General features: G+C 41.3%; 28 protein-coding genes. 25 read left to right on the top strand and 3 right to left on the bottom strand.

The window, feature by feature from the left end:
* Positions 1-38 precede the first annotated feature (38 nt).
* On the top strand, positions 39-419 hold the full coding sequence (locus OCV11_RS23570; RefSeq protein WP_261896888.1) for an NUDIX hydrolase: 381 nt from the start codon (positions 39-41) through the stop codon (positions 417-419).
* Positions 420-483: 64 nt separating this feature from the next.
* Here the strand turns inward: OCV11_RS23570 and OCV11_RS23565 are convergent, their stop codons facing one another.
* From OCV11_RS23565 to OCV11_RS23555, 3 genes are all read right to left on the bottom strand, one after another.
* Entirely contained in the window at positions 484-1521 is a 1038-nt protein-coding gene (locus tag OCV11_RS23565; protein WP_261896887.1) for an alpha/beta hydrolase, read from the bottom strand.
* A 277-nt stretch (positions 1522-1798) separates the two neighbouring features.
* Positions 1799-2878 carry a tartrate dehydrogenase gene (locus OCV11_RS23560; RefSeq protein WP_315972753.1) on the bottom strand — a complete coding sequence of 360 codons (1080 nt, stop codon included), beginning with the start codon at positions 2876-2878 and terminating at the stop codon, positions 1799-1801.
* Positions 2879-2910: 32 nt separating this feature from the next.
* Positions 2911-3771, bottom strand: coding sequence for a GNAT family N-acetyltransferase (locus OCV11_RS23555; RefSeq protein WP_261896886.1), 861 nt, complete (start codon positions 3769-3771; stop codon positions 2911-2913).
* Between the two features lie 318 nt (positions 3772-4089).
* Between OCV11_RS23555 and OCV11_RS23550 the strand changes: the two genes are divergently transcribed.
* The 24 genes from OCV11_RS23550 to OCV11_RS23435 all read left to right on the top strand — a co-directional run bounded on the left by OCV11_RS23550 (position 4090) and on the right by OCV11_RS23435 (position 24160).
* Positions 4090-5574, top strand: a complete 1485-nt coding sequence (locus OCV11_RS23550) for an aldehyde dehydrogenase family protein (protein WP_261896885.1) — start codon at positions 4090-4092, stop codon at positions 5572-5574.
* 776 nt (positions 5575-6350) lie between these two features.
* On the top strand, positions 6351-6581 hold the full coding sequence (locus tag OCV11_RS23545; RefSeq protein WP_261896884.1) for a Flp family type IVb pilin: 231 nt from the start codon (positions 6351-6353) through the stop codon (positions 6579-6581).
* A gap of 86 nt (positions 6582-6667) precedes the next feature.
* The gene (locus tag OCV11_RS23540) at positions 6668-6898 is read left to right on the top strand and encodes a Flp family type IVb pilin (protein ID WP_261896883.1); all 231 of its coding nucleotides are present in this window, start codon (positions 6668-6670) and stop codon (positions 6896-6898) included.
* Between the two features lie 86 nt (positions 6899-6984).
* Positions 6985-7215, top strand: a complete 231-nt coding sequence (locus OCV11_RS23535; RefSeq protein ID WP_261896882.1) for a Flp family type IVb pilin — start codon at positions 6985-6987, stop codon at positions 7213-7215.
* Between the two features lie 22 nt (positions 7216-7237).
* Positions 7238-7693: a prepilin peptidase gene (locus OCV11_RS23530; protein ID WP_261896881.1), complete on the top strand. Its 456-nt coding sequence runs from the start codon at positions 7238-7240 to the stop codon at positions 7691-7693.
* Between the two features lie 28 nt (positions 7694-7721).
* The gene (cpaB, locus tag OCV11_RS23525; RefSeq protein WP_261896880.1) at positions 7722-8513 is read left to right on the top strand and encodes a Flp pilus assembly protein CpaB; all 792 of its coding nucleotides are present in this window, start codon (positions 7722-7724) and stop codon (positions 8511-8513) included.
* A gap of 16 nt (positions 8514-8529) precedes the next feature.
* A complete protein-coding gene (locus tag OCV11_RS23520) occupies positions 8530-9840 on the top strand; it encodes a type II and III secretion system protein family protein (protein ID WP_261896879.1) in 1311 nt (436 codons plus the stop codon).
* Entirely contained in the window at positions 9837-10328 is a 492-nt protein-coding gene (locus tag OCV11_RS23515; RefSeq protein WP_261896878.1) for a hypothetical protein, read from the top strand. Before OCV11_RS23520 ends, OCV11_RS23515 begins: the two co-directional genes overlap by 4 nt.
* 10 nt (positions 10329-10338) lie before the next feature.
* Positions 10339-11571, top strand: coding sequence for an AAA family ATPase (locus OCV11_RS23510; protein ID WP_261896877.1), 1233 nt, complete (start codon positions 10339-10341; stop codon positions 11569-11571).
* 4 nt (positions 11572-11575) lie between these two features.
* On the top strand, positions 11576-12862 hold the full coding sequence (locus OCV11_RS23505; protein ID WP_261896876.1) for a CpaF family protein: 1287 nt from the start codon (positions 11576-11578) through the stop codon (positions 12860-12862).
* Complete coding sequence (locus OCV11_RS23500) at positions 12862-13794, top strand: type II secretion system F family protein (protein ID WP_261897989.1); 933 nt, start codon at positions 12862-12864, stop codon at positions 13792-13794. The genes OCV11_RS23505 and OCV11_RS23500 overlap by 1 nt, the downstream gene beginning before the upstream one ends.
* 8 nt (positions 13795-13802) lie before the next feature.
* Entirely contained in the window at positions 13803-14663 is an 861-nt protein-coding gene (locus tag OCV11_RS23495; RefSeq protein WP_261896875.1) for a type II secretion system F family protein, read from the top strand.
* Complete coding sequence (locus OCV11_RS23490) at positions 14663-15451, top strand: tetratricopeptide repeat protein (protein ID WP_261896874.1); 789 nt, start codon at positions 14663-14665, stop codon at positions 15449-15451. The genes OCV11_RS23495 and OCV11_RS23490 overlap by 1 nt, the downstream gene beginning before the upstream one ends.
* Positions 15438-15962 (top strand): pilus assembly protein, encoded by a 525-nt coding sequence (locus tag OCV11_RS23485; RefSeq protein ID WP_261896873.1) that lies wholly within the window; start codon positions 15438-15440, stop codon positions 15960-15962. Before OCV11_RS23490 ends, OCV11_RS23485 begins: the two co-directional genes overlap by 14 nt.
* A complete protein-coding gene (tadF, locus tag OCV11_RS23480; protein WP_261896872.1) occupies positions 15943-16503 on the top strand; it encodes a tight adherence pilus pseudopilin TadF in 561 nt (186 codons plus the stop codon). Before OCV11_RS23485 ends, tadF begins: the two co-directional genes overlap by 20 nt.
* A 3-nt stretch (positions 16504-16506) precedes the next feature.
* Entirely contained in the window at positions 16507-17844 is a 1338-nt protein-coding gene (locus OCV11_RS23475; RefSeq protein ID WP_261896871.1) for a TadE/TadG family type IV pilus assembly protein, read from the top strand.
* Positions 17845-17967: 123 nt separating this feature from the next.
* Complete coding sequence (locus tag OCV11_RS23470) at positions 17968-18489, top strand: OmpA family protein (RefSeq protein WP_261896870.1); 522 nt, start codon at positions 17968-17970, stop codon at positions 18487-18489.
* A gap of 87 nt (positions 18490-18576) precedes the next feature.
* Positions 18577-18963, top strand: coding sequence for a hypothetical protein (locus OCV11_RS23465; protein ID WP_261896869.1), 387 nt, complete (start codon positions 18577-18579; stop codon positions 18961-18963).
* Positions 18964-19554: 591 nt separating this feature from the next.
* Positions 19555-19761, top strand: coding sequence for a Flp family type IVb pilin (locus OCV11_RS23460; RefSeq protein WP_261897988.1), 207 nt, complete (start codon positions 19555-19557; stop codon positions 19759-19761).
* A gap of 21 nt (positions 19762-19782) precedes the next feature.
* The gene (locus OCV11_RS25100) at positions 19783-20235 is read left to right on the top strand and encodes a prepilin peptidase (protein ID WP_373332835.1); all 453 of its coding nucleotides are present in this window, start codon (positions 19783-19785) and stop codon (positions 20233-20235) included.
* A 28-nt stretch (positions 20236-20263) separates the two neighbouring features.
* A complete protein-coding gene (gene cpaB, locus OCV11_RS23450; RefSeq protein ID WP_261896867.1) occupies positions 20264-21049 on the top strand; it encodes a Flp pilus assembly protein CpaB in 786 nt (261 codons plus the stop codon).
* Positions 21050-21059: 10 nt separating this feature from the next.
* Positions 21060-22439 carry a type II and III secretion system protein family protein gene (locus OCV11_RS23445; protein ID WP_261896866.1) on the top strand — a complete coding sequence of 460 codons (1380 nt, stop codon included), beginning with the start codon at positions 21060-21062 and terminating at the stop codon, positions 22437-22439.
* Positions 22436-22921 (top strand): hypothetical protein, encoded by a 486-nt coding sequence (locus OCV11_RS23440; protein WP_261896865.1) that lies wholly within the window; start codon positions 22436-22438, stop codon positions 22919-22921. The genes OCV11_RS23445 and OCV11_RS23440 overlap by 4 nt, the downstream gene beginning before the upstream one ends.
* Positions 22922-22927: 6 nt before the next feature.
* Complete coding sequence (locus OCV11_RS23435) at positions 22928-24160, top strand: type II secretion system protein Z (protein ID WP_261896864.1); 1233 nt, start codon at positions 22928-22930, stop codon at positions 24158-24160.
* Positions 24161-24164: the final 4 nt, after the last annotated feature.

Below are 24164 nucleotides of genomic sequence, written 5' to 3'. Positions count from 1 at the left end.
TTAACGTGGATGTATTTTGGCAAGGAGCAGGCGATACAATGAAAAACTTATCGATGGCAGTTGTCATAAAAGGCAGCACGGTTTTAATTCAGCAACGTTATCGTGCAGCCAAAGGAATGGTCTACGAATTTCCTGGTGGCTCTGTTGAAGATGATGAATCAGAAGAGTTTGCCGCTATTCGAGAATTGTGGGAAGAAACTGGCGTAGCGGGTGTGCGTACATTGGGAGAGTATACGTGCAAAAATCAGTTTGGTGGTGATAGCCACTATGTGGTTATGGAACCAGCAGCTGATGTTTTCCCAACGACGACAGCCCCTGAGAAAAGCCTACACTGGTTGCCGCTGGGTGATATCCCTCGCGATCATCTCTATCCTGCAGATAAAGAATTTATCGAACGCTATTTACCTGACTATATGTAGTCATAGCCGATGATGTAATAAAGGGAGCTTGATGCTCCCTTTAGCTTTTATAAGTATCTAACCATTACAGTGATGAAGAATCTTCGGGGTGTTCTTGTTCTGGTTTTAGGTAATCATTAATCAGCTTTTTGACAAACCAATTGACCACTAACTGAATCACTGAGTCTTGATACCAGCTAATGTCACCATGCTCTGCGCCCTCAATGAGATAGTAGTCGGCAGAAACGCCGTCCTCTTGTAATGTTTGATACAGCTGCGAACTTTGAACTGGTGACACAAGCGTATCTTGACTGCCGTGCATGATTAAAAACGGAGGCAAGCCTGGTCGAATGTGACCCATGGGAGAGGCATACAATGCCTTTGCTTTGTCGCTATTGATCGTTCCCCCAAGGTGGTCAGAAAAGGCAACACCATTGACCAATAACGCTTCGGTCACGTTGTTCTGTAGATGAGTGCGATAGTGCTTACCTTCATATCCTTCGCCTATGTTTAGCAAGTTAGATATGCCGTATAGAGTCGCAGCTGCTTGGACATCTGACGAGTGTTCATTAAACCACCCTTGGTCAAACTCGGTAATCTGGTTGGTTGTACCTAACATGGCGGCAAGCCACCCACCAGCGGAATTGCCAAGAACGCCAATACGAGTGACATCAATACCATACTCTTTGGCATTGGCACGCAGAAAACGCACTGCCGTTTTACCATCAACGACAGGAGCGGGAAACACATCCGGTACAACACGATATTCCGCAGACGCTACCACAAATCCTGCCTGTGCCAACGCCAAACGTAATTCCAAAAATTTCCCACGTTCTGCTGTAGTAAAACCGCCACCAGGGAAAAAGACAATCGCTGGTTTCACTTGGTCGGTTCTTGGAATCAAAAGCGACATATGCAGTAACGTATTATCGGTGAGCTTTTTTACCTGTGAATAGACGACATCGCTGATCGAGTCGATTTGAACTCGTTCTGGCTGTGCCATTTGAAGAACTTGTACTCCGTTGATGTATCCTGGAAGGCTCTGTGTTTCAAAATTAGGCATATCATCTACTGGGTATCCTTGATTGTCAGCAGATTCGAAATGCATTTTTTTATAAGACATATTGGCCACCTGAGGTCATGATTGTTTAAGCAACGTGAAAACGGATAACCACAGTATAGAGTGAATAGTCAGCAGATTATTCGGACACGTTGGCATTTTTAATAGATGAAATGAGTTTGGGTCGAGAGCTCGAATTTGGCAAACCGATTCATAAAAATAGTTTTGTGAATGAACGAGTTGCTATACGTATAAATGGTAATGTTCAGAGGAATATCGGGATGTGTTAGGGATAAAGAGAGCACCACTGGCTGTTCAAAAACCAGTAGTGCAATACAGACTAATGATTGGTATGTTTACTGATAAACTCGCTCACCGCAGAGCCAAGCTCTTGAGTCGATGCTGTTCCGCCCATGTCAGGCGTTAAATGGGTTTTGTTTTCCAATACGTGCTCAATCGCGTTCATGATCATTTTGGCTTCTTCGGTAAGACCAAGATGATCGAGCATCATTGAACCAGCCCAGATGGTGCCGATGGGGTTCGCAATATTACGGCCATAAATATCGGGAGCAGAGCCATGCACTGGTTCAAACATAGAAGGGAAGGTGCCTTCAGGGTTGATATTTGCTGATGGAGCGATTGCGATGGTGCCAGTACATGCAGGACCTAAATCCGAAAGAATGTCACCAAACAGATTGGATGCAACGATGACTTTAAAATGCTCTGGCTTTTTAACTAAGTTGGCACACAGAATATCGATGTGGAATTGGTCGCAGTCAATATCTTCATATTGAGTTGCTTTGTTCCAGAAGCACTTGTCCCAAAATGGCATCGAGTGAAACATACCGTTTGACTTGGTAGCAGAGGTTACGCGATCAAGGCCTTTCTTTTGACATAAATCGAATGCGTATTGAATGATGCGATCACAGCCCTTTTTACTAAAAAGACTTTGTTGCACCACGACCTCTTCCGGAGTTCCCGGATTGAAGTGACCACCGATATCAGAATATTCACCTTCGACGTTTTCACGTACGACCCAAAAATCAATATCGCCGACTTTCTTGTTCGCCAGTGGTGATTCAACGCCTTTAAATAAGCGCACTGGGCGCAAATTGACATATTGATTAAATTGACGGCGAATCGGTAGTAACAACCCCCATAGTGAAATATGGTCAGGGACATTAGGAAAGCCGACCGCGCCAAGGTAGATCGCATCAAATTGGGCGAGGATATCCAGACCATTATCCGGCATCATGTGTCCAGTTGACATGTAGGTCTCACATGACCAGTCAAAATATTCAAATTTCAATTTGATATCTGATCTAGCACTGATAGCGGCTTGCAATGCTTTGATTCCTTCAGGTATCACTTCTTTACCAATTCCGTCACCTGGAATCACCGCAATTTTTATGGTTTTCATTATCCTCATTCCCTTGTTTAATGCCGAAAACGTTAACCGATCGCCTGAGTAACGAAGCTATAAGTAAATGGAGCTGCAGTGCTAACCGGTGGTTGACCGATTGCCATCAGAGAAACATCATCTACTTGCTCTAACCCCCAATTGATGAGCATCGGTTCAAGGCCATAACGAGTTGGTGTATCGATACGAACAAATTTTCCTAAGTATTGTGCCAGCAGTGATTCAATCAATAATGTGGCATCAGTCTGATTTTGTGCCACCACTGGACCAATTGCATAACCTCGACCAAATGGGCGAATACAAGCAAAACCTGACACTTGGTTCTCTGTTTCCAACACCATGACATGTTCGGCAATATTGAAGATTGCCTCACCTACCGCATCACGGTTCATGCCTTGCGGTTGATTCATCAGCTCGATCAAGGCATCTTTGTCGCTGGTTAAAGCCGGGCGTAATCCAGTGAAGGCTTGAGTCTGCATGTTGGGGGATTGAATGACATTACCTTGGAACTGCTTGGCTCGACCATATTCTTGGAAACCCAATTTCTCGTAAAGTGGCTTGCCGGCAACCGTTGCACTCAAAAATAGGTTTCGTTTACCTGCTTTATTCATGATGGCTGTCATCAACTGTCGGCCAAGTCCGAGTCCCTGAAATTCATCAGCGATGATGATCAGTCCAATACTGGCAAAGTTACCCTGTAGCACGGTACATGCGGTTCCGATCAACTCCCCTTCGTGTTCCAATACGATGGTTTCGGCCAAGTTCTGCATCGTCGTCCAGTCTTCACGACGATGGGGCCAGCGCAACGCTTGTGTCAACGCATGGGCTTTCTCAAGATCCTCTGCGAGCATTGCTCGCTGGCTAATCGCCAATTTGTCAACGATGTTATTCATGCGCTAGATCCTTGTTTCATTGTAATTTTGTCGATTAAACACAGAGAAGCACGTTATGACATTACCTAGTCCAAATGCAAGATGTCACTGCTATTTCGGCAAATAATGCCGAAATAGTTCGGCCTTTAACTCGAGATGCTGTCTGTCCCTATAAGCTCGGCAGCACCTGCTGACCTAATTTATTTACTATGAATAGCATGAAGTACCTTCAATACGAATTCTCTTTGGGGCGCAGAATTTATGGCCGTTCTCCTTTTATTCGGTGGGCTTTGCGCATCAAAGAATTCAATAGATTTAAGCACCTAATAAGGACTATTCATGGAAGAACAATATTTAGAAAACACTCCCATCCCCAAAGGACACTTCTACCATGGTGAGTGCCAAACGGGTGATCATGATGTTTATATGGATGTGATTTGCCCATCAACAGGCGCGGTCTATGCAAAAATGCCTATTGCAACGAAAGAGATGGTCAATCTGATAGTAGAAGCATCTTATGCTGCGCAAAGAAATTCCGATTGGGCAACTCGAGCTCCACGCGAAAGAGCCAAAGTGCTTTATCAATGGGCGACACTTATCGAACAGAATCAAACCTATTTAGCTAGGCTTGAAGCGATAGGATCAAGCCGACCATTGCATGAAGTATTGGCATGGGACATCCCTTATATTATTGATACCGCACGCTTCTTCGCTGAGCTTGCTGATAAACATGGTGGCTACATCGGTGCGACTCAATCCAATCATTTAGGTATGGTCATTCGCGAACCTTATGGTGTTGTCGGAGCGATAACGCCATGGAATTTCCCGTTAAGTATGGCAATGTGGAAAGCGGCTCCGGCTTTGGCTGCGGGTAATGCCATCGTGATCAAACCATCAGAACTCACACCATTTTCAACCGTTTACTTAGCCAAGTTAGCGTTTGATGCCGGGTTACCAAGTGATATCTTCAATGTGGTGCTCGGCTCTGGGCGTGAAACGGGAGCGGCTTTGTGTGAACATCCGCAGATTAATAAAGTCACCTTCACGGGGTCTACTCAAACAGGCTCTTCTATTATGTCAGCCTGTGCGTTGACTGGCCCAAAACCTGTAACGTTAGAACTCGGAGGGAAAAGCCCTCAAATTGTTTTTGCTGATACGAAAGATTTAGAACGTACAGCGCTGACCATCGCCAAAGCCATCACTGGCAATGCTGGTCAAGTGTGCGTGTCTGGTTCTCGCCTCATTATTGAAAAGAGTATCGAGTCTCCTTTTATTGCTCTACTTAAAAAGTATTTTGAGCAACTCTCTCCCGGTGTGACTTGGCATAGTTCGACCACGCTATCGCCGATCATTTCACAGCAACAAGCTCAACGGATTCAATCAATAGTCGATCAAAGCCTTGCTCAAGGGGCGGAATGTCTCTGTGGTGGCACTATGTTTGAGGGATTCGGCGGTGCCTATTTTGCGCCAACGTTACTCAAAATACAGGACGAACAAAACATAGCATTAGAGCAAGAAATTTTTGGACCAGTTCTAACCATTCAGTCCTTTGAATCCGAAGATGAGGCTTGGCGTCTATCTCGCCATGAAGTTTATGGTTTGGCTGCTGGTATTCACAGTGCCAATTTGGATCGAGTTATGCGTGGCATTCGCACTTTAGAAGTGGGTTCTGTGTGGGTGAACCGATATGGGCGTAGCTTCGACCATATTATGCCTACTGGAGGATACAAAAAATCAGGTATCGGCAAGGATATTGGTGTTGAAGCTTTTGAAGCGAACTTAAGAAGTAAGTCGGTACTGCTCGAATTCGAAGAGAAAATCTGAACTGGTCGCTCGCTTTTGTAGCCTCTGCATCGTCAGCAGCCTGGCTGCTTCTCATCTCAGGCGCATGAGTTTGGTTCTTGCGCCTGTTGTTCGTTACTAAGACTTCTGTTTATCTACCTATATAGAGGTAGTTTTTTACTATTTAAATAATTTCTTTGTTTATACATTTTATTCGTGCGACAAATTGTCTCGAAATAAAACACATCTTTTGCAATCTGTTTAATATAAAAGTTTAAAATTCAGCTAATCCTTTAGAGGGTGAAATAAATACCAATAAAAGTGTGATCTTATGCCATCTAGCAGGCTGCTTTATAAATGTTAATTGACTTAATTAAATATCTTCATATAATTCCAACCCTTCAAAATTCATAATGCGTCATTTTGTCTCAAGTAATACTAAAGGACTAAAATAATACCATTATATATCATCATGTTATCTAAATTGGCTAATTATCTCATTTAAATGTAATAAAATGAAATTTATCTAGATATTGATACATTTGTCACTCGTTCGATTTTTTGTCTCAGAAAAAAGTATTCATTAAAAATTGGTTTGGTTAAATTAGCACTGTCGAAGAGACAAAGCGGGTAAGGAAATAAAACCTACCCAAACAATAAAGAATTTAGATTGGATTTTAACGTTACATTATGATGCTTAATAAGGCTTGTAATGGAGCATTGAAAAATAACTTTTACTCTACTGAAGAATTAATTGAATCTTTACTAGAGAGCTCCCTGAATAATAAAGTTCAATCGTCAGTTGAAGGTAAATATAAATGTTAAATACACTAACCACTAAAATGTATGCAAACGTAGTTTCTTTTCTTAAAGACCAACGCGGTGTTACGGCGATTGAATATGCAATTATCGGTGTTGCCATGTCCGCAATCGTTCTTGCAGTGTTTAATTCAGGTCTTTCTGATTCATTAAACTCAGCGATTACAGCAATTTCATCAAATATCACTACTGCTGGCGGTACATCTGCAAGTGGTGCATCAGGTAACTAATTAAACCTGACCATCCAGTTGTTTAATAACTGGCAAATAAACAAGCTCTCTTAATAGATTAACTTAGCAGTAGAAGGTAACAAATCATGTTGAATACTCTAATCACTAAAGTTTATGCAAAAGCAGTTTCATTTGTTCAAGACCAACGCGGTGTTACGGCAATCGAATACGCAATTATCGGTGTCGCTATGTCAGCAATCGTTTTAGCAGTGTTTAACTCAGGTCTCTCTGACTCATTGAACTCAGCTGTAACTACAATTTCGTCAAACATTACTACTGCTGGTGGTACATCTGCAAGTGGTGCATCAGGTAACTAATTAAACCTGACTAACCAGTTGATTCATAACTGGCATTTAAACAAACGCTTTAAATATATTAATTTGGCAGTAGAAGGTAATTTATCATGTTGAATACTCTAATCACTAAAGTTTACGCAACCGTAGTTTCATTTGTTCAAGACCAACGCGGTGTTACCGCTATCGAATACGCAATCATCGGTGTTGCTATGTCAGCAATCGTTCTTGCAGTGTTCAACTCAGGTCTTTCAGACTCACTGAACTCAGCTGTTACTACGATTTCGTCGAACATCACTACTGCTGGCGGTACATCTGCAAGCGGTGCATCAGGTAACTAATTAGTCTGAAGACTTAGTTGTTATGCAACTAGATTTAACTCAACAAGGACTATACCTGGTGGTACTAGTCCTTGTTTTTTTTAAAATCATCGTCAGCGATATTCGCTATCGGCTCATAAAAAACTACGACGTCTTGATAGTATTGATACTAGTATTACTAATACGTCGAAATGACATGGAGACTGCGATTTTAATGCAATCAGCTTACGTTTTAGTAGCTGGCTTCATTATCGTAAGTCTAGGCATATGTGGCGCTGGAGATGTAAAACTCTTTGCTGTTATTGCCTTAGGAATTGACCCTACTTGGTTTTTGCTTACGCTCAATTTGATGCTGTGGTTGGGTGGAGCGTTAGCTGTAGTGATGTGGCTTAGGAATAGGTTAAAGCAGCCGGAACGTAGAACGGTAGTTACGATTCCTTATGCTGTTCCTATTGTTGTCAGTTCTAGTGTAGGTATAGGTTTGAGTATGCTGACCTAGATGACGTATCTATGTGTTAGGTAATGACATGAATATTAAGCTAATGATCGCCATCGCCGTTATTGCTATCGGGGTGGGGGTCTACGGGATTAATCGCAAGAAAATCATGCCACCTGAGGCTCCTCCTAAAGTAGTAAAACAGGAGAAGCTCATTTCTGTTCCGGTTGCGACAACCGATATCATTCATGGTGAGTTATTGACTAAAGACAACACCACGTTTGAAAAATGGTCAGAAACTAAAGCCAAAGAAAACGGTATTCAAGAAGATGTGGTAATTGATTATAAGCAAGCTCCTATTGCAACAGTGGATTTAGCGAAAGGAGACATGGTTGCTAAGAAACAATTTATTACTGAAAACGATCTAAATTATATCGATTTTATTATCAAGCCTAATATGGTTCCATTCCCAATTGAAGTCGAACCAGACTCAATTGTTGGTGGCGTGGTGCTGACATATGGCTATGTCGATATATTAGCATTGGCTTCAAACTCTCAGAATTTAGCTCATGACAGTACTATTAAGAATTTTAAAGATGTCTCTTTAACACCCGTGTTAACTCATATTCGAGTTTTAAAAATAACACATGACAGTAAGGTGATTAAGGAAAAAGAGCCTGCTCAAGTTAAGACGACATTAATTCTGGAGTTGAACACAAAGCAAGTAGCGACATTAAGCATCGCTAAACGCATATCGAAATTAGAAGTTCATAAATCGATTAAAAATGCCAGCTATGAAGAATTATCTGCTAACGCAGGTGATGTTTTGGAATCTTACCATGCGATAAAAGAATTTCGCGCTAGTAGCATTTCAGTGAAATAGGCAATAAGGGCCAACTATGTATAGAGCTTTTTATAACCTAATAATACTATTGATATTTTCATCACTTTCACTGTGTTCATATGCTGCTGCAGTACTGAACTTGAATAAAGATGAAGCTAAGACCATTCAGTTAGATGTCGATATGAGTTCGGTCTTTATTTCTAATCCCAACATTGCAGACTATTCAACTATCGGTAAAAAAACGTTGGTGGTTTATGGCAAATCTGTAGGTACAGCTTCACTGATCATTTTCGATAGTGACGGTAAGACCGTTTATTCTCGAACTGTTGTAGTTAACACCAGCCTTTTAAACGTCAAGCAATATGTCAGTGTTAAATTTCCTGATTTGGATATTGATATTTATCACTTAGGAGATCACGTCGTTATTGATGGTTTAGTGGCAACTGAACAGCAAAAAGCAGATGTTGAATCCTTGGTAGGCGAATTACTCGGTAAATCTTTTACCGAAAAAACGCTGACACCGACAGGCGGTACTTTACCTATATTCACATCGACTAAATACCAGGGCATTTTAAATAACCTCAAAGTTGCGGTGACGAAACAGGTCAATGTGAAACTCACTGTGGCCGAAGTGTCGCAATCATTTGTGGAAAACTTAGGGGTGCAACTCTTTTCTGATGGTAATTCATCAGGATCATTTACCAATTCCATCGTGAATTTTAGTGCCGCGGATATTGTTTCCGTGATCAATGCCATCCAAGACAATTCAGTTGGACAAGTGCTTGCGGAACCGAATATTTCGGTTATTTCCGGTGAAACAGCGAGCTTTCTCGTCGGTGGTGAATTGCCTGTAGTGACGGTCATCGATGGCAGCACCAGTGTAATGTATAAAGAGTACGGAATTAAGCTTGATCTTGCTGCTAATGTATTGAAAGACGACAAGATCAAACTCTCTATCGTTCCAGAAGTGAGTTCTTTAGACAGTCAATATCGTAATGAAACCTATGACTTACCTGCACTAAAAACACGTAAAGCCTCAACGGTTGTTGAACTAGGTGATGGACAGAGTTTTGTCTTGGCTGGGCTGTTAAATAATGAAGAGGTTGAATCTCTGTCGAAGATTCCGCTGATTGGTGATATTCCAATTTTGGGGGCATTTTTCCGTTACTCCCAAACTGAGCGCAAGAAAACAGAGTTGGTTATTGTGGCAACCGTCAGTCTTGTAAAACCGATAGAAAGTAATGAAGTACGCCTTCCTGTATTTCGTCAATCAACCACGCTAGAACGTTTGTTTGAATTTTCTTCTGAAGAAGAAGATCAACAAGAGACACAAGAATGGCTAGAAGAAGGAGGATTTATCCAATGATGTTGAACAAATACCTTCTTATTGGTTCATTGCTATTACTCCTCAGTGGCTGTGGTTCGGTTAATCGCAGCAAGGGGGCACAAGTAGAGCTTTACCCTATCACGACTCAACTTACGTTAAACATTGTTGATGTGAAAGACGCTAGCCAAAGGGTGGATGACTTTCTACAACAGCATGCTAACGAGTTGAGTAGCGCCAAGTTTACTTTTATTTATCAGACAGATGTTGCTCGTAAGTTGTCTATTCTGAAGCGAAAAAAGTTGATCAAGTCAGGCATTGAAGATAGCCAGATTGAACTACGTAAGTCAGCTTCGCAAGAGATGCAGTTCACGTTGCAAATGGTGACTTTACTGATGAAGAACGATAGCTGCCCAGAGATTTCATACCGGTCGATGAAATCGAATAAAAACATGTACGGTTGCACCGTTGAAACGAACCGTTGGAAATCCATGGTTCACCCTGAACGTTCTGCTGGCGCGATGAAATAGGAGTACATGTATGTTTGATTTAACAAGTATTCTCAAATCGGGGAAAGGTCAAGAGGGTAATAACGACCACATCAAGACCGTTCTTTTTTACCAAACTAAGCAATGTCGAGAGTTGTTCGAAGAGTCATTTCGTTTTGAAGGGATCGCTGTGCCGATCACGATTGAAAACAAAGATGACAACATTATCGAGCATGTCAAAAGTAAATCGGCAGAAATCATCATCATTGAGCTCAATAAATCAAAGAGCTTAGTCGCTGATGCTGAACGTATTTCTCATCTTATCCCAACGGGATCGGCCGTGGTTATCGTCGGTGGCGAAGACGCCATGTCGACCATGCGCGGTTTGAAGAAACTTGGCTTCTATTACCTATTTTGGCCCGCGACGAAAACGGAATTAGTTGAGTTTGTAAACAGTATTTATGACGAGCGTGAGCGTCCATTCAGTGTCAGCAAAGGTCGCAAAGCAAAACGTATCTCTATTGTTGGATCGAAAGGTGGTGTCGGAGCAACGATGGTGACCGCTGAGCTCTCCTGCCTATTAGCAGAGACTCGCCATTCTTCATCAATCATTGTTGACCATAACTACAACAGCGGAAACCTAGACATCATGCTAGGTATCAATAAGTTCGAAAAGAAGAAGGTTCAGAAAGGTAATCTTTCCGACAATATCGACGTATCTAGCTCGCGTAGCTTACTGATTAAGAAGAGCAATTTGTTGTCGATATTAAGTATTTCGGCAGAAGAGTTCAGTTACGGCGAAATGGTGGATTATCGACGAGCCATTATCGATGTGATGCGTTCGGAATGTAACTTCATTGTAGAAGACATTTCCGCGTCTACCGGGCAAGTGTTCGACTTCAACAATGACTGGATGGAAAGTGATTGTATTGTCATCGTGACTAACGCGACTGTCTCGTCGTTACGTGATGCGGGAAGACTCAACTCTATCATTGAAGCGATGCCTACAACGGAACGACCACGAGTTTTTATCGTGGTGAACCATACCATTCCTGAAAAGTACGCCAGTGTGTCGTTTGATGAAATTGAAAAGTTTCTTAAACGTAAAGTTGACCTGGTGATTCCTTATATCAAGGACTTTTCGGATGTCATTTTGGATGGTAAGCGTCTGGCCTCTAGACGTCACCGTTCAGCGGTCGTTCTTAACCAACTGTCTGCTTTAGTGTTGGGTGAGGACATCAATGCGAAAAAATCGCTTTTCAAAAAAATAGTATCGAAGGGTTGATGGCATGAGCGTCGCAAAGAATCTTTATGTCAAATTACGTCGGCAGATCTTTGATGCATTAGATCCATCAGCGATTGCGGATATTAAACGCGCACAGCTTGAAGAAGAGCTAGAAAGTGCGATCAATTTATTGATTGATAAAGAGAGTGCCGCGGTTTCTAACTCTCTAAGACGTGAGTTTGTTTCAGCACTAGCTGATGAATTGATCGGGCTTGGTCCTCTGCAGCGCCTTATGGATGATGACACTATCTCCGATATTATGGTCAATGGTCCTGAGGCAATCTTTATTGAACGCAATGGTTTGGTCGAAAAGTCCAATGTGACGTTTATCGATGAACCTCAGTTAGTCGGTATCGCCAAACGGATTGCAAGTCGAGTAGGGCGTCGTGTCGATGAGTCAAGCCCACTGTGTGACGCCCGTCTTTTAGACGGTAGCCGTGTCAATATTGTTATTCCTCCGATTGCAATTGATGGCACGTCTATTTCTATTCGTAAGTTCAAAAAGCACAGTATCGACTTTGCCAAATTATGTCAGTTTGGTGCAATGAGCCCAGAAATGGCTCAGCTATTGATGGTCGCGGCGCGTTGTCGACTCAACATTATTATTTCCGGTGGTACGGGCTCTGGTAAAACAACCATGCTTAATGCGCTGTCTCAGTTTATTTCTGAGAAAGAACGTATCGTTACGATAGAAGATGCCGCTGAACTTAAATTGCAACAGCCTCACGTCGTGCGCTTAGAGACACGTGCGGCCGGTATTGAAAATACTGGTCAAATTAGCCAGCGTGAACTGGTTATCAACGCCCTACGTATGCGTCCAGATCGAATCATCGTAGGGGAATGTCGTGGTGCTGAAGCATTTGAAATGTTGCAGGCGATGAACACCGGTCACGATGGTTCAATGTCAACGCTTCACGCCAACACGCCGCGTGATGCGATGGCGCGTGTTGAATCTATGGTAATGATGGCCAGTAACAACCTTCCTTTAGAAGCGATTCGTCGCACGATCGTTAGCGCAGTCGATCTTATTATCCAGATTTCTCGCCTCCATGATGGTAGCCGTAAAGTGATGTCGATTACGGAAGTGATTGGTTTGGAAGGAACCAGTGTTGTTCTGGAAGAAATCTATCGTTTCCAACCAACGTATGAAAAAACGCCTGATGGGAAAGTAACAGGGCAGTTTGTTACTGCGGGTTTGATGCAACGCTCAGTGTTAGTGGAAAAAGCCAAATTTTTTGGCTTAGAAGAGAAGCTGATGAGTTCATTTAAAACAACCGGAGGCAAGGCGTGATGAGTGATGATCTCTATTTTCTATTGATTGGCGTCGTGATCATTATTATTGCGTTAATCATTAACTACCGAACAAAAAAACGGCGCATGACGTATTTGCGCAATTTTGATAGTAGCTTTGGTTCGACAACTATAGTAAGTCAACATCAAGCGGTTGATATTCAGTCGTTGCTAGATCGTGGCTTTAAAGAACGAGCGTTGCAGAATTGGTATAACTTTAAGAGTCAATTAGGCAACATGCCAGAAATTAAGCTGATCGTGATTACCTTAGTTTTGATTGCGGCCTCAATTCTGTTTAATCGCAATTTTCTGCGGGAATCGCAATATATCGTCACTCCGTTAGTGTTGCTCCTAGGGTATTTTTTCCTATTCCGTTGGTTACAAAATCGTGAACGTCAAAACTTTGAGTCTCAATTCCCTGATGCGCTGAATATGATGACCAGTGCGGTTTCATCTGGTGACAGTATCATGCATGCAATTATGTATGTAGGACACCAGCTTGAAGGTGACGTGGGTAATGAGTTTCGCGTGATGGGACAACGCTTGCAATTGGGGGAGGACCCTGATGAAGTATTTCGTAAGTCGTGCCATCGTTATCCTTATCCATCATTCTATTTCTTTGTGATCACACTGCGGGCCAATATTTCGCGGGGTGGACAATTAAAAGATATTATCCAGCGTTTAAACCGCACTATGTTTAATGCGCGTGCGATGGATAAGAAAAAATTTGCCCTAACGTCAGAAGCACGCTCATCCGCTAAAATAGTGGCGGCAATACCGTTCTTTTTCCTCTTTATGCTGCAGTTTTTAAGTCCAGAAAACTATGAATACGTGATGTTTAATGAGGATGGCAAGGTCATTCTTTATTACGTATTGGCTAGTGAGTTTATTGGGATATCCATTGTTTGGGGTCTAATGCGAGGCGTTAGCTAGGAGAACTTATGGATATTATTGCACTAGCATCAATTGGTTTAATTGTTCTTGGTTTAGTTGCTTTAATTGTATCGGCACTTAAAGCCAAGAGAGCAAAAAGATTAGAAAAGCTTAACTTCTCCGAGGAAGAAAAGGCGTCCATTAACTTTTATGGACTTAGTGAGTTTTTAAATAAGGTCTTTTCTACTAACCAGAAAGATGTCGATGATAAATTTATAGCCGCTGGCTTTTATGACTTAAAGTTCTCGAAATATTTCATTTTGATCAAATATACCGCTGTTATTGGCGGAATATTGGGTGTTGCCATTTTAGGCACAGTATGGCATTTGAAATCGAGTACCTTTATTGCGGTTGAAGCATTGTGGATCGTCCTTAGCTTAATGGGGCCAGACTACTATCTGACTTTCAAAGCTAACGCAGTACGCAAAGATATCTCTAATAAATTGCCTTATATGCTCGATTTAATGGGGGTTTGTGTTCAAACCGGGATGACGATTGAATCAGCAATCAGCTACCTGTCCCATGAGTTTAAAGCATTTGATAAAGACCTCAGCTATATCCTCAATTTGGTGAATGATCGCTCGCGTTTGGTTGGCATTGAACAGGCGCTCAATGAACTTTATAAACGTTTTCCGTCCAACGAAATTCGCAGTTTCGTTATGACCCTAAACCAAAGTATTCAATATGGTTCCTCAATTTATCCGGTATTGATTACTTTAGCTTCCGATATTCGAGAAGTGCAGTTGTTACACATCGAAGAAAAAATTGGTCAATTATCAGCGAAGATGTCGATTCCTTTGATTCTATTTATCATGATTCCAATTGTTGTGCTCATTGCAGCACCTGGTGTAATGAGGATGTTAGGCTAATGAGCAAAATGATCGTGGTGACTTTATTACTGATCAGTTTATCTGGGTGTGTTGCGACCTCGGGTAAACGTAATGGTGGTATCGATACACAGACGCAAGAAAAAGTATTGTTAAGCAGCAAAAACTACCAAAAGCTGATTACTTTTTATAAATCACAATTATTGGCCAAAGAAGATTTTGCTACACGGATAAAGTTGATTCGAGCTTATGTCGAAACAGCAGATTTTCATTCGGCAATTTTTTATTTAGAACCATTGCTCAACACCAAAAAGGAGTCATTTGATGTCAATTACTTGGCTGGAAAGTCCTATTTGAATTTGGGTGACTTGGATCGTGCTAATCGATATTTGACTCAGGCAAATCGCCTTAATCCGCGAGAAGCTGATGTATTGAATTTGCTGGGTATCAATGATTGTTACCGGGGTGAATTTTATCAAGCTAAGCAGCGGTTTTTGCAAGCCCGTGTATTTATGGATGATGATATCACCGTGAAAAATAATTTGGCGTTAGTGGCTATATTGCAGCAACACTATTTTACTGCCAAGGATCTCCTTGAACCAATGTATTTCTCCAACGCCAATGGTAGCCAGAGGATTAAAGCAAATTTAGCCATCGTATATGCAAAATTGGGTGATATGGGCGGTTTTACTAGGTTAACCACAACGCTGTCGCCAGAGCAGCGAAATAAGCTATTTGCCAATTTGAAAGCCTTGAAGTTATCGGATGTCAAACGGGCAGTACTGGGTTCCCCTGAAAAACAACAGGAGGAACTCAGTGAAAAACGTTAAAGCGGTTTTAACGGCCAAAGTGCAAAAAGGCACTGCGACCATTGAGTTTGCGATGGGCTTTATCTTCTTTTGGCTGATGTGTGCTTTTTGGGTTGAAATTGCCTTCTTATCTTATGTTTCTGGGTTGGGGGATATGGCGATTGCCCAAGCCTCTTTGCACAGTAAACGATTGGCAAGTACCACGGAATTCTTAGGCGACTTTGAAGAAATGCTCGCCAAGGAGGACAGCGTGTGGGCGTCTGTCATTGATGTCACCCAGTTTCGTTTTAGTGTGCGCTATTTAACCAGTTTCACTGAGCTTTCTGCCGTGACGGAAAAATGTGCACCTGATGAAGAGAGTGAGGATATCAGTATTGAATGTGGGACCGCGACAGGATCGTCCATCGCTATTTACCGAGTGGACTATATGGCGCCTCATATTTTTAGTTACTTCTTTGATACTGAATCGATGTTTACCCGCGAAGCAATTGTAATACAGGAATATCAACGCGATGAATTCTCCATTGATTAAACAACGTGGCAATTTCACGGTGGAATTTTCGATTGTCGGTGTGTTTTTGTCACTGCTGATTGTATTTACCGGTGATTTGATTATGAAACTGAGCATGAAAGGAAAATTGGAACGTCTTTCTTATTCAATCGCGAGTGTCATAAAAGAGCGAACACAGCTTTTCGAAGAAGAAGAGTATGCCGTCGATGATGATCAGGCCAAAGAGGCCTATCAAATCGTAGTGAACTCGTTAAATCGGTCTATGGGACATTTTGATCAAAATGATTTCGGCTTTGATTTGAAAGTAAGACAGCGCAGTTACTACGGTTTGGGTAATCAGCTGATTGAAGTGTCGAACTGGAACAGCGCGACGACATTGGGGGTTGGACTTGCCTGCCCTGGAGTTACTCCTGGCGTGAATTTGCTATTTCAAACGTCGTGGGGACGCTCAGCTACTTTATATCAAGTCACTCTCTGTTATCGAAGTACAAATTGGTTTGGCAGTTTGTTTGGTAAAGATTATTCGTTGGTTGCAGCAAATGCGTTTACGTTGGCACGGTAAAATATGAAAAAACAGATAAGGTTTAATAAACAACAAGGACACGCAGCATTGCTGTTCGTTTTGTTTATTCCGATGCTTTTTGGCGTTTTTGTTCTCGGCCTAGATGGTGCTCGTGCATTGCAAAACAAAGCTCGTTTAGATGAAGCAACGGAAGTGATGGCGCTTGCTATGTCTGGGCAGAACGCTAGCTCGGAATCGACTCGCAACGCGATTGTAAATAATTATGTAGATTACTTTTTCCCTAATGCGACCATTGAATATGTAGAAACCAATGTTATTCCATGTGATGACAATCCTAAGTGCGATTTATCCGCATTAGCGACCAAACAGTTTTTCGAATATGACATCAAGTTGACTATCAGTGAACCAACTTGGTTCCCAAGCAGCGGGATTTCAAATGGCTTTGGAGAATCCGTCGATATAGCCAGTACTTCAGCTGTGCGTAAGTACAACTCAAAATCGGTAGATGTTATCTTAATCTCCGATTTTTCAGGATCAATGCAAGAATCGGTCAGTTCTGATCGGGATGCTAAGTATATTGAACTGAAGGATATTATTAGTACGGTTTCAAGTACCCTTGCTGAATATAACCAAAACACAGGTACAAACAGCCAAATTTCATTTATTGGTTTTGATGGCTTTGTATTTCCGGGCACCGGTTATACCACAAGAGTTTGTAATAGTTTTTATTGTACGAATCGACACTATTATTATGCCTACTCCTATTTAATTTGTGATCGTGATAAAGAATCTAACGGTAACGTTTATCCAAAAAACAGTGGTTGGTGTTACAGCCAATCTGAATACGTTGATCCCTATGCAACGATAAGTAACATTTTCGATGAATCTGCTTATGCAGCCACTGGAGTTACCAGCAGCTTACACTTTTATACATTAGGTCTGACTAATGATTTTTCGACATTTGTGAGTGAAGTGAATCAATTCACTCCTTCAGGAACAACAGCATTTTATGCTGGGCTGATTCGTGGGGCGCAAGTTGCCGCTGCAGGTGACAACTCTCGTCGACTGTTCATTATTCTCTCCGATGGGATGAACAGCTACGAGCAGATCACCGATTCCTTGGTCTCTAATGGACTGTGTTCAGCGATCACGGACGAATTAAATACCCGATTGACTTCTGAAGGGGAGACAGTGAAGTCACGTATGTTTGCTATCGGCTTTGGTTATACGATTTCGAATTACCCGCAGATGAAAAACTGTGTGGGTGAACAGAACGTGTATGACGCAACCGATAAAGACTCAATCAAAAACAAAATATTAGAACTTGTAGCAGATGAGATGGGACGACTAGAGCCATCGGATCTTGCACCGTCCAACTAAAGGTAGATAAGGTTAATTATGTTTAAACGAACTTCGCTAGCACTTGCGCTCATATCTACATCGCTTAGTGTCGGAGCTGAGCCGCATTCTTTATATTCCTTCTTGTGCAATAAAAATAGCAATATGCAAGGGTATGAGTTATCCGTCGGCACACCGCAACGGATCGAAATGTATCCAGGAAACACATTACAAACTGCAGGTCACGATGCAAAAATCGACCAAGAATGGATCATGCAACATATCGAGCCTGATGTGATTCCACCCAAATGCTTAAGTTACTTTCTAAGCCAAGGATATTGGAAGTCAGGCCAAAGTATTGCGCGTTTTCACTTTGAATTTGATAGTCGAAAACTGACTGACGAGGACAAAATGATCTTTGCTCGATTGGTAGCTGCTTTATCCAATACCCCGAATGTTTCAGTCGTTGGACATACCGATAATTTGGGATCGGATAAATACAATCAAAAGTTAGGACAAAAGCGTGCGGATGAAGTGGTGAAACAGGCGACGCAACAAGGAGACAATATAATGCTGACGTCAAGTAGCCGTGGAGAGTCTTATCCTACGAATGATAATGCAACAGAGACTGGTAGAGCCTATAACCGCCGGGTAGAAGTGATCTTCGATGACCGTTCTGCAAAATAGTCTGTCATCATCTCATTGCTAAACAAAGGGAACCAATCGGTTCCCTTTGCCACATAAGGAGGTCGTCGATACGAAAAGACCCTTTTTATGAAATGGCTCATTGTTGTACTTCTCCTATTAACATCCAATCCTGTATTTGCATCTTGCTTTGTTATCAATGGATTACAAGGAATAGGAGCAAGAAAGGCTGACAATTACATAGTGGCACCGGACCAATCCAGTGCGGGACGAATTATGGTCGAGATCGAAGGTAAGCAGAGTCGTGTTTCCTCAAATCAGTATCAATGCCAGCAACTTAGCCTCTATTCCTTGCTCTGTACGATGAGTAATGCTACGCAAGGTATTGCTGAAACTTGGTTGCTTGACCCCCAAATCAATAAGGTTCTCTATACCAAAACAGTATCGGGTTTTGGTGCCTATGATGGAGTTAATGCCTTTGTTGGGAAGATTATCGCTAGATGCGATGGTGAATAAATATATCAAATAGTTATCTTCGTTCAGTTTTTTATGTTATTGTCCGTCGCCCGCACAATAGTGATAGTTCTAAAAACAGTAATAATGCAATACCCACTATTGGTGATTTTAAAGCAATCTTTTATCCTGACGATTCTCTCGTTGGTGAGAATTGCTTCTGTAATTACCTTCCTGATTCTGACACGCTTTAACTTATAGTATTGAAATTTAAAGAGTGTGTATTCATTGAATATACTATGCAGCTGTATCGTATAGTCTATTTTGTCATGAAAAATGTCTTATTTTTGAGAAAATAAATCAACTCACTAAGTTTCTCGATAGTTTTTGCTATTCATCAAACTCATTGCAAATTATGCTTGCGCAATCCAGTTGTCCAAACGCTGACATTTTGTTGACACAATCTCACCTCATACGTTTTTTAGGTGGATAGCGAAGGTCGTCACTGGATCACATGATCTAAAACACACTAGCAAGTTAGTTGACTACAACACTTGTAGGGGATGCTTTGTCTTGATTTTCCGTTACAGGTTAGTAAAGAGAAGTGTGGATCAAAAAATAAAAATTGAATTAGTTAAATTTAAGGATATTAAAATGTTGATGAATCTAAGCTGCAAACTTTACTCAAATATCGTTGCTTTTGCTCAAGACAAACGCGGTGTAACTGCAATTGAATACGCAATTATTGGTGTGGCAATTTCTGCAATTGTTTATACTATGTTTAACGGTACTCTTAAAGGTGCGTTAACAGGCGCGATGACCACTATTAGCAATAAGATTTCTAGCGCTTCTAGTATTTAATAAATTTTAACTGTTATTTTAATGATAGTTAATTTGGAAGGACTGATATACAGTATATTAGTCCTTAATTTGCTTTATATTGTTATATCTGATTGTCTAAACAGAATTATCAGTAATAAAGCGATTGTTTTGCTTGCAGCTATCGCATGTTTTTTGATTAAGCAACATTTTGATCTCATATCATTTTCTGTTGCTCTAACAGTACTTGTGCTCGGGGTCATTATGTTCAGCGCAGGGCTCTGTGGGGCGGGTGATATAAAGCTGCTGTTTGTCCTTATCCCAATTATCGACCATCAATGGTTATTGCTCTGTTTTATGTTGATGTTTGCTTTGGGTGGGATTCTAGGGATCGGGCTATGGCTAGGCGATAAAATTTGGCCGCAATGCAAACTGAAAACTAAAGGCGTTCCTTATGCCGTACCTATCTGCATCAGTTTCGGCTTTGGCCTATTTCTTACAGCAATAACGCATTAAATAAACTCTATATTTTATCGGTTATATTATGAATATTAAAGTGGTTACTCTCATCGCTGTATTAGCCATTTTTTCGGGTGGTTACGGCTTAACACATCAGTCGACAGCTAAACCGGAAAAACAGGTAGAACAGAAAGAGCAAGAGCAGTTGATCCAAGTTTATTTGGCAAAACATGACCTAGCAAAAGGTGAACCGCTGTCTCGTTCCGATGTTGTCGTGGAGAAATGGAAGCAAGCTAAGGCGAATCAGTTTGGTATTGATAAAGATCAGTCACTGGCATTTAAAACGGGGCAATTAGTTAGGGCGCCAGTATTAGCAGGAGCTGTTATTTATCCTGAAAATATTATTTCTCAGGAAGATTCTGATTATGTCGATTTTATTATCCAACCAAATAGAATTGCTTTCCCTTTAGAAACAACCAATGATGCTATTGTAGGTGGAGTCATCCGTGCAAACAGTCATATCGATGTATTAGCGTTAACGTCGACCGCACAAAACTTAGCGAACGATCGTTCAATAAACTCTTACAAAGGCGTCTCTCTTGCTCCCATTTTGATGAATATTAAAGTATTAAAAGTAGCAACTGAGAAAGTAAAAGAAAACAAAGAAGAACGTGAGAAAACGAGTTTAATTCTTGAGTTAACCCCTAAACAGGTATCGACACTCACCATTGCCAAGCGTATTGCACAATTAGAAGTTCACCAAACGGTTAAGAATGCTACCGCAAAAGACTTATCAGCGAATTCCGGTGATGTGATGGGAACTTACCATGCGATTACTGAGTTCCGCGCCGGAAACTCATCTGTTAAATAGAGTACTTGAAATGAAACTTAAAAATAGTTGGCTATACCAAACGCTGATGCGTTTATCCTGTCTGTGTATTGTTGTGGCTAGTCCAACCGTGTTTGCTGCGCAAGTGACAAATATTGCCAATGGCGAAGCTACTGCTTTAACAACCAAAGAAGATATCAGTTCGGTTTTTATTGCCGATCCTGCGGTTGCCGATTATCAAGTTATCGGCAAGAACAAAGTGGTGGTGTTTGGTAAAAGCATTGGTAGTACCTCTATTTTGGTGTTTGATGGTGATGGTAACACGCTATTAAGTCGCACAGTTGTGGTGAATGAAAGCCTATTGGCCATCAAACAACAAATCGCGTTGCGTTACCCTGAGCTAGATATTTCGATCTATAACTTGGGCAAACAAGTGATTTTAAGTGGCACGGTGTCATCTGAAGAGCAAAAACAAGATATTGAAACATTAGTTGGCGAGCTTCTTGGTAAGAGTGGTACTGATAACTCTGTAGCTCTAACGAGTAGTAGCAGTGACAGTTCAGGTTCATCAGAATCTTCTAGTTCTTCATCAAGTTCAAGCCAAAGCTTGAAAATGGGTAAAACGTATCAAGGTGTAGTCAATAACCTTGAAGTTGCTGTGACAAAACAAGTCAATGTGAAATTGACGATTGCTGAAGTAACCCAGTCATTTTCTGAACAGCTTGGTTTACAGACGTACAGTGATGGTCAAAGTAATGGTATTTTTGTTAACCCATTAAAGAGCTTTAGTGCCAGTGACATTGTTTCTGTTATTAATGCTATTGCAGATAATTCTGTCGGGCAAATATTAGCCGAGCCTAACATGTCAGTGATTTCCGGTGGTAATGCAAACTTTTTAGTGGGCGGTGAATTGCCAGTCGTGACTGTCATCGATGGTAGCACCAGTATTTCTTATAAAGAATACGGCATCAAACTGAGCTTAGCAGCTAACGTACTACGTGATGACAAGATTCAGCTTTCTATCCAACCAGAAGTAAGTTCACTGGATGATACCTATTCCAATTCAACCTATGATGTGCCTGCATTAAAAACACGTAAAGCACAAACCACTATCGAGCTCGGTGATGGTCAAAGCTTTGTATTAGGCGGCTTACTGAATAACGAAGAGACCGAATCATTATCTAAAATTCCTTACATTGGTGATATCCCGATTTTAGGTGCTTTGTTTCGATATACAGATACATCGCGTAGAAAAACAGAATTGGTGATTGTCGCGACTGTGAGCTTAGTTAAACCGATTGAAAGTCAAGACGTTAAATTGCCAGCGTTTGAACGTACCACAAACTTACAACGCTTCTTTGCTTGGGATAAAAAGACAGATAAAAACTATCCAGCTCGTCAATTGCTATTGGATGGAGGATTTATCCAATGAAAAATATGACTATAGTCGCGCTCTTCTCATTATTCTTAATGGCATGTAGCCAAGTAAGAGACCGTTCTGGTATTGAGTTAGATCTTTATCCTATTACTGCTTCGCTATCAATGGATGCTGGAAATGTAGTTCAAGCTAAACGTCAAGTTGACCAATTTATTATTGAGCATAAGCAAGAATTGCTGACAGACTCGATTGAATTGTTTGCGAGCAATAAAAAGCAGCGTCAATTGGTTAAATACACTCATCAAAAGTTATTGGTTATTGGCGTTTCTAAACAGCAAATATCATTGAGTGATAGTACCGCATCCGGTCTTTTTGAACTGCGCATGACTAAATTTCACGTCAAGAGTGGTCAGTGCCATTACGTGAATTACAACTCTTTAAGTACCATGTCGGATGATCACGGTTGTAATGTTGAAAGCAATCGCTGGACTTCTATGACTAATCCAGAACGTTCATTAGGTTCTATAGGTAAGTAAGCAAGCATGTTTAATTTAGTTGACACACTAAAGTCAAAACAAAAGCAGGAAGTAGAGCAGGAACATATCAAGACGGTATTGTTTTACCAGACCGAGTCCTGTCAAAACCTTGTTCAAGAATCTTATCGTTTTGAAGGGATTGCCGAGCCGGCAACCCTTTTGAACAATGATGACGAAATTGCAGAGCACGTTCGATTACAAAGTGTCGAAATTGTTATTATCGAATTGAATGATAGTAAGAATATCGCCAAAGATGCTGAGCGTATCAGTCACCTCTTGCCAAGTCATGCTTCTGTGATTGTTATTGGTAGTGAAGATGCTATTTCAACCATTCGTAACCTTAAGGCGCTAGGCTTTTATTACCTGTTTTGGCCAATCACTAAACAAGAACTGATTGATTTTGTTCGTAGTGTGCATGATAACCGTGAACGTAATCGTGGCCCAGGTCAAAACCGTCGCGCTAAGCGTGTATCGATTCTTGGAGCAAAGGGTGGAGTAGGAGCGACGGCCATTACGGCTGAGCTATCTTATCTGCTTTCTGAGGAAAAACATGCCTCTTGTGTCGTTGTAGACCATAACTACACGAGCGGTAATATCGATATTATGCTGGGGATTCAAAAATTCGAAAAACGTCGTATCCAGCGTGGCGCGTTTACCGAATTGGTGGACTTATCCAGTGCGCGTGGTTTGCTCTATAAACAGAGTGAGTTACTTTCTGTATTAGGTTTAACCTCCAAAGAGTTTTCGCATGAAGAGATTGCTGAGTATCACCGCTCAGTAATCAATGTCATGATGACCGAATGTAACTTTATAATTGAAGATTTCTCGGCGTCATCAGGCCAAGTTCATCTCGAAAAAAACAGTTGGCTCGACAGTGACTGTATTATTTTGGTTCTTTCTCCGACGGTATCATCATTGAGAGATGCCGGACGTATCAAATTATTGCTAGATAAGGTGCCGTTGTCTGAGCGCCCTCGAGTATTAGTCGTCGTTAACCATACTTGCCCAGAAAAGTTTTCTACAGTGACCTTTTCTGAAATAGAGAAGTTTTTGGAAATTAAACCAGATGCCATCGTGCCTTTTATTTCCAACTTCGGTGAAGAAATCCTCAATGGCAAACGCTTAGCTAAATTGAATAATAAATCATCGGTACCTATTAGAGCGCTAGCATCTTTAGTTGTGGGTGAAAAAACCATAACTAAATCATCTTGGTTAAATAAGTGGTTTAAAAAGGCCTAAATAC

It is taken from the genome of Vibrio porteresiae DSM 19223, assembly GCF_024347055.1.
Classification (GTDB): domain Bacteria; phylum Pseudomonadota; class Gammaproteobacteria; order Enterobacterales; family Vibrionaceae; genus Vibrio; species Vibrio porteresiae.
Note: the sequence above shows the minus strand (reverse complement) of the source record. Positions and strands in the feature narration are given on the sequence as shown.